At 54.2% G+C, this 4,839-nt stretch carries 3 protein-coding genes and 1 pseudogene; 2 read left to right on the top strand and 2 right to left on the bottom strand.

Annotation, left to right across the window (positions count from 1 at the left end; all coding sequences use genetic code 11):
* Together ACEW8P_RS19695 and ACEW8P_RS19700 are read right to left on the bottom strand one after the other, a co-directional pair.
* Nucleotides 1–1,247, bottom strand: a 1,247-nt coding sequence (locus ACEW8P_RS19695) for a family 43 glycosylhydrolase (protein WP_373514786.1), incomplete at its 3' end; no start/stop codon positions are given.
* Nucleotides 1,248–1,299: 52 nt separating this feature from the next.
* Nucleotides 1,300–1,554 (bottom strand): annotated as a pseudogene (locus ACEW8P_RS19700) (alpha-N-arabinofuranosidase); the annotation flags it as partial.
* 255 nt (nucleotides 1,555–1,809) lie between these two features.
* Here ACEW8P_RS19700 and ACEW8P_RS19705 point away from each other — a divergent pair.
* Together ACEW8P_RS19705 and ACEW8P_RS19710 are read left to right on the top strand one after the other, a co-directional pair.
* Nucleotides 1,810–3,927, top strand: coding sequence for an alpha-glucuronidase family glycosyl hydrolase (locus tag ACEW8P_RS19705; protein ID WP_373514787.1), 2,118 nt, complete (start codon nucleotides 1,810–1,812; stop codon nucleotides 3,925–3,927).
* Between the two features lie 79 nt (nucleotides 3,928–4,006).
* A partial coding sequence (locus ACEW8P_RS19710) for a PIG-L family deacetylase (protein WP_373514788.1) occupies nucleotides 4,007–4,839 on the top strand: 833 nt, incomplete at its 3' end.

The following is a 4,839-nucleotide window of genomic DNA, read 5'->3' on the forward strand; positions in this document are numbered from 1 at the left end:
GCGGTGCTGTACAGATGTTGCTGGCGCTTGCCGATGAAAGCCGGATTGCCCATCTCCATGATCGTTTCTGGCTTTAATTTTAAAGTAAGACCCTCTTTTTTAGAGAGCGAATACCAGCTTTTGTCGAGCGTGCGCATAAACAGCATCGAAGGGTCCAGGGCTTTGTCGAAAGAAAGGATATAGGAGAAATTACCGGCCTGGGGCAACGCGTCTTTCTGCTTTACTTCATTAAAATCAGCCGTGTACGCGTACTTGATTTCCTTGTTACCGGGATTGATGATGGGCCATTCGTCTTTCCACTCCACAGGCGCGATGAAAGTCTCTCGGCCTGTGTTGTAGTAGTCTCCTTCGTAGGGCCGGACCGCTAGAAAAATCGCGTACGTTTTGCCATCCGGTCCTTCCACAAACTGCGCGTGACCAGCCGAGGTGACCGGATTTTTCCGATCTTCGGGTAGTCCCTTCTGGGTTAGTATCGGGTTATTCTCATAGGGAATATAGGGCCCCCAAACGTCCTTGCTTCTGAATACTACCTCCGAATGATTGACCGAAGTACCTCCTTCGGCGGCATAGAGGTAGTACCAGTCATTTCTTTTCATAATGTGGGGAGCTTCAATCCAGACGGGTTTTTTGGAAAGATCCACCCCCCCGTTGACCAACTGCTTTTCCTCGCCCACTACCTTCATGTTATTGTAATCAAACTCATACATGCGGATGGTTCGATGGCCAGAATAGAGTGGTTTGCGGTCGGGAGCATCGCTGTTGTAGAGGATGTAGGCTTTGTCAGTAGATTCGTCAAAATAGATCGACGGGTCTATTCCCCGCACCTGGGGTACCTTCACTGGGTTGCTCCACGGTCCGGCGGGATCTTTGGCCGTAGCCACAAAATTGCCGTCATGGTCAATATCCGTGCAGGTGACGTAGAAGATGCCCTTGTAGTAACTGATGGCAGGCGCAAACAAACCACGCGTCAGGCGCTCGCCCATAAAATCCATTTGGGAGGGGCGATCGATGACATTACCGATCTGCTTCCAGTTTTTGAGATCCTTGCTGTGAAAAACCGGAATACCGGGGAAATAGGAAAAAGTGGAATTGACCAGGTAGTAGTCACTTCCCGCCCGCACGATGCTGGGATCGGGATAAAAGCCCGTCAGGATGGGATTGACGAGCGTGGTGGTTTGTGCCAAAAGCAAAGGGCTGTTGGTAAGCCACAGAGTTGAGAAGATGAGGGCGAGTACTTTTCTATTCATTAGGTAAGTCGATTAAATTGAAAAGTTGGGCTAGGCAACCAGCGAAAACCATTTAAGGTTTGATGACTTCCAGCCCCCCGTCCGCTCTACGCTTCAACTCACGGACCTTGATGTTCCGTAAATGCGTTTTTCCCGACAGCTCCACGTCGTGGTAAAAGAGGTACCACTTGTCTTTAAATTCAACGATAGAGTGGTGGGTAGTCCAGCCAGTGACGGGCTTCATAAAGGTACCCTTGTAGGTAAAAGGGCCGTAGGGAGAATCGCCGGTAGCGTAAGCCAGAAAATGCGTGTCGCCGGTAGAGTAGGTTCCTTTTGGTAATTGAGTAAGCTATTTGTCATCTTTATGATTTAAAGTAACGTGAACTGTGTGGTTATTTAATTGATTCTCAGTAAAATGTCTAATTACTGAATCCCGTAGGGATGAACCATACAATAGCCGCCGATTTTAATCGGCGGATTGGGAGATGTCGAGTTCACAACGAGTTCCGTAGGAACGGCCCATACTTCGTTGTATGTTTGGTAGTACAACACGACCGGGGAATTAAAGAACAAACACCTTTCGATGAAACGATTAATTGGCCTTCTTCTACTGCTTAGTCCCTTCGCTCTGGCCCAAACCCGCCCGGACGATGGCTACCGCCTTTGGCTGAAATACGATCGAATACAAGATGCCGCGAAGCGAACTGCCTACAACCGTTCGGCCCAATTTATTACTATGAACAGCGATCACCCCACCTTACAAGCCGCCGCTGACGAACTGAAAATGGGCCTGGCGGGATTGTTGGGCCAATCGATTCCGATTTTAGATAAAGCAGGTACCCGCAGCGGGGGGATCATTCTGGAAGTGGCCACTCACCCTGACGCTATTCTCAAAAAGCAAAATGACGAAGGCTATGTGATTTCGAAGCTGCAGAACAATACCGTCATTTCGGGAAACACCGAGACGGGAGTGCTGTACGGGGCCTTCGACCTGTTGCGTCACCTGCAAACGGGCCAAGCGCTCGACCTCCTGCCATCGGCGGGCAGCCCGAGGGTAAAGTTTCGGATGCTGAACCATTGGGACAACGTCAATGGTACCGTCGAACGGGGCTATGCGGGCGAGTCGCTCTGGAAATGGCACGAACTACCCGAGCGACTTGACCCGCGTTACCGCGACTACGCCCGCGCCAACGCCTCCATCGGCATCAATGGTACTGTGGTCAACAACGTCAACGCCAGCGCCCGCTTCCTGACGGAAGAGTACCTGCGCAAGGTTGCCGCTCTGGCCGATGTTTTCCGACCCTACGGCATTCGGGTCTATCTGTCGGTCTATTTCGCGGCCCCCAAAACATTGGGTGGCCTGACGACATCCGACCCACTCGACCCGCAGGTACGGCAGTGGTGGGCCGACAAAACGAAGGAGATTTACGGCCTGATCCCCGATTTCGGGGGATTTCTGGTCAAAGCCAACTCAGAAGGGGAACCTGGTCCGCAGGACTACGGGCGCACCCACGCCAATGGGGCCAATATGCTGGCCGCCGCCCTGAAACCCTACGATGGCGTGGTCATCTGGCGGGCCTTCGTGTACAAGGCCGACGGTGCCGCCGACCGTTTCAAGGCTGCCTATGAAGAATTCGTGCCGCTGGACGGCCAGTTCGATCCGAAAGTAATTGTGCAGGTCAAGAATGGACCCATCGACTTCCAGCCGCGCGAGCCTTTCTCGCCTATTTTTGGCAATATGCCCAAAACGCCGCTGGGCGTGGAGTTTCAGATCACGCAAGAGTACCTGGGTTTCGCTACCCATTTAGTCTATGAAGCCCCGATTTTCAAGGAGTGTCTGGAAAGCGATACGTACGTGAAGGGCAAAGGCTCGACCGTAGCCAAAGTCGTGGACGGCAGTCTGCACGGCTACGAAAACACGCTTATGGCTGGCGTGGCCAACACGGGCTCCGACCGCAACTGGACGGGGCATCCGCTGGCGCAGGCCAATTGGTATGCCTTCGGGCGACTGGCCTGGGACCACACGCTGTCGTCGGAGGCCATTGCCAGCGAGTGGGCAAAAATGACGCTGACGCGCGACCCGGTGGCGGTGGGCAGGATCGTAAACCTGTTGCTCAAATCGCGGGATATTTACGTGAGCTATAATGCGCCGCTGGGCTTGTCGCGGCCGTGGACGGGAGAGCATTTCGCGCCCGAACCCTGGCAAAACCGCAGTTCGCGTCCCGACTGGACGGCGGTGTACTACCACCGCGCCGACTCCGTCGGGCTGGGTTTCGACCGCACCGCCACGGGAAGCAATGCCTTGGCGCAGTACCGCCCCGAAATAACGCAAGCCTGGAACGACCCCGCTACTTGTCCGCTCCCCTACCTGCTGTGGTTTCACCACGTACCCTGGAACCAGAAACTCTCCACGAACCGCACGCTATGGGATGAACTCTGCGTCCGCTTCTATACCGGGGCCGATTCGGTAAGCTGGATGCGGCAGGAATGGGCCAAAGTGAAACCCGCCATCGATCCTGAGACTTTTGCCAACGTGGCCGCCCGGCTGCAAATCCAGCAACGGGAAGCCCGGTGGTGGCGCAATGCCTGGGTGCTGTACTTGCAGACTTTTGCCCGGCAGCCCATACCGGAGCCTTTTTCAAAGCCCGAAATGACTTTGGAAGAGGTCAAGGAGTCGGTGAGGGTGTATATGTTGCGATAAACATTTTCTAATAGTTCGTATTCCGCGTCCCTGATTAGCAATTTGCAAGATTTACGAATTTGTTTCCCTGCTTATAATGATGAAAAAGCTTCTCCTCTTTCTCGTGTGCTGTGCCACTTTGGCCCACGCCCAGCAATCACCCAAAGTACTGATCGTGACGGCGCATCCCGACGACGAGACGTCTTTTTCGGTCACAGTTTTCAAGATCACCCACGACCTGAAAGGTACGGTAGATTTGGCCCTGATGACGGACGCGCAGGGCGGGTTCAACGGTTCGGAGTTGGGTTCGGTGTACTATGGCTTTTCTCTCACCGATTCGGTCATCGGTCGGGAGCGGTTGCCCACCATTCGGAAACAGGAACTAATGAACGCGGGGCAGATCATGGGCATTCGTAATTACTTCTTTTTTGATCAAAGAGATGACCTTTATACCCAAGACGAAAAGCCCTACGCAGGGGGCACCCTGTGGGACATTCCCTACATCGAAAAGCGGCTGGATCAGATTCTGGCCCGCGAGAACTATGACTTTATCTTCGTGCTGGTGCCCCACGCCGGGCAGCACGGCCACCACAAAACGGCCAGTCTGATGGGTCTGCGCGCGGCCCAACGCTACCGGGGCGCAAAGAAGCCCATCGTGCTGGGTGGCGGCTGGACGGTGAAAGGCAGCGAAGCGCGGCCCTTCGAGGGCCTGGAAGGTTACCCCGAAACCAAAATTCTGAAAGATGCCCCGCTCTTCACCTACGACCGCTCCGTGAAATTCGGCCACCGCGACCTGCTGACCTACAAAATCGTCGCCGATTGGGTCATCGCCGAGTACAAGTCGCAAGGCGATTTACAGGAAAATCTGATGCACCGGGGCGACGTGGAGACGTTTCGGTACTTTGCCATCAACCCGCGCGACGGCATCGCCAA

It is taken from the genome of Persicitalea sp. (genome assembly GCF_041751555.1).
Taxonomy (GTDB): Bacteria; Bacteroidota; Bacteroidia; order Cytophagales; family Spirosomataceae; genus Persicitalea.

Bases quoted from the DNA above. Each gene is read 5' to 3' on its own strand.
- ACEW8P_RS19705 (WP_373514787.1), top strand. From the start codon at position 1,810: ATGAAACGATTAATTGGCCTTCTTCTACTGCTTAGTCCCTTCGCTCTG.